Raw genomic sequence first — 1816 nt, forward strand, 5'->3', positions numbered from 1 at the left:
CGTTCCCCATCAAAATATCTCCCCTCGAACTCCTGAAAATCCTTATAGTTGTGGTCAATAATTATCAGTGTCAGCATCTTTGCTTTCAATTAAATGAAATTATTACTATAGCTCCGTTGGATAGACAAAATATCATACTATCTCACCACACGATGTCATTGAGGTTTATTCAAAGATGAAAGTTATCTCTAAAACAGTATTTTGCTTATTTCCACTGTTATTTCCTCTTAGTGCTTCTGCTCAAATAACCAGGGATGGCACAACTTCCACCACAGTTACTCCTACAGAAGCGGGGGTACGCATCGATGATGGCAACCGTGCTGGCGGTAACCTGTATCATAGCTTTGGTGAGTTTTCGATTCCTACAGGAAGTGAAGCATTTTTTAACAACGCTAGCGATATAGCTAATATTTTTTCTCGTGTTACAGGGGGTAATATTTCTAATATTGATGGTTTAATTCGTGCTAATGGTGCAGCTAATTTATTTTTAATCAACCCCGCAGGAATTGTTTTTGGTGAGGGTGCTAGTTTACAACTGGGTGGTTCATTTTATGGCAGCACTGCTGATAGTATCATTTTTCCTGATGGAGAATTCAGCGCGACAGATTTAGAAAATCCCCCTTTGATTACGGTTAATGCACCTATTGGTTTAGGCTTTCGAGATAATCCTGGTGATATTGCGATCAATGACGATAGTACTGGTCAATCTTTCTCTTTTTTAGCAGTTAATCAAGGACAAAACTTAGCTTTAGTCGGTGGAAACGTAAGTATTAACAGAGGTTTTATTTCTGCACCAGGAGGAAGAATTGAATTAGGAGGATTAGCCTCTGAGGGTATTATCACCTTTGACGAGAATGGTAGTTTAGTTTTTCCTGAAGATGTTGCTAGAGGAAATGTATCTTTAACTCAAGGTACTTTGATTGATGTAACTTCTGATGGTGGTGGTTTTATTAGAGTAAATGCCAATGACTTAGAGATTGTAGATGGCAGCGAAATTTTCGCAGGAATAGGGGAAGGCTTAGGAACATTAGAATCTCAAGCAGGAGATATCGAGATTAATGCTCGCAATATTTCTTTATTTGATGGTAGTCAAATAACCAGCATTAATTCAGGACTAGGAAATATTGGCAAAATAACCTTAAATGCTACAGAAAATATTGTTGTCGATGGCGGTAATAGTAATAGTGGAGTTGCTCAAATTGTTGATCCCGAAGCAACTGGAGATGTGGGAAGCATTAATATTCAAGCTCAAAATCTCACTTTAACTGATGGCGGTAGTATTGGTAACCTAGTTGCGGGAACAGCCGATAGTGGAGATATTAATATTACTGTTGCAGATACAATTGTGATTGATGGTTTTTCAGAATTAACTACTTTGCCTAGTCAAATTATAAGTGCTAGGGCAAATGGTGATTCAGGAGACATTAGTATTAGTACCAACAATCTTTTTTTGTCTCGTAGCGGAGTTATCATCAACAGCATTTTAGGACAGGGTAATGCAGGAAATATTAATATTACAGCAGCAGACAGTGTAACAATAGATAATACAGGTATTGCAGAAAACAACGAAGGTTCTCCTCGCAATGGCATTTTTGCTTCTGTATCAGCAAGCTCAATAGCTAACGGCGGTGACATCGAAATAAATACAGGTAATTTATTCTTAACACGAGGATTAATTAGCAATTCTAGTGCAGGAGACGGAGACGCGGGAAACATTACCTTAAACGTTGCAAATACTTTTCTAGCAGATGACAGTCGAATTAATAGCAATATTGGTATTGGTAATAGAGAAGATGCTCCAGCATTGGGAAAAGTG

1 protein-coding gene is annotated in these 1816 nt (G+C 38.0%); it reads left to right on the forward strand.

What is annotated here, in order from left to right:
* Nucleotides 1–175: 175 nt before the first annotated feature.
* Nucleotides 176–1816, forward strand: a 1641-nt coding sequence (locus H1P_RS33095; protein ID WP_144875700.1) for a two-partner secretion domain-containing protein, incomplete at its 3' end; no start/stop codon positions are given.

This window comes from Hyella patelloides LEGE 07179, from assembly GCF_900659865.1.
Classification (GTDB): Bacteria; Cyanobacteriota; Cyanobacteriia; order Cyanobacteriales; family Xenococcaceae; genus Hyella; species Hyella patelloides.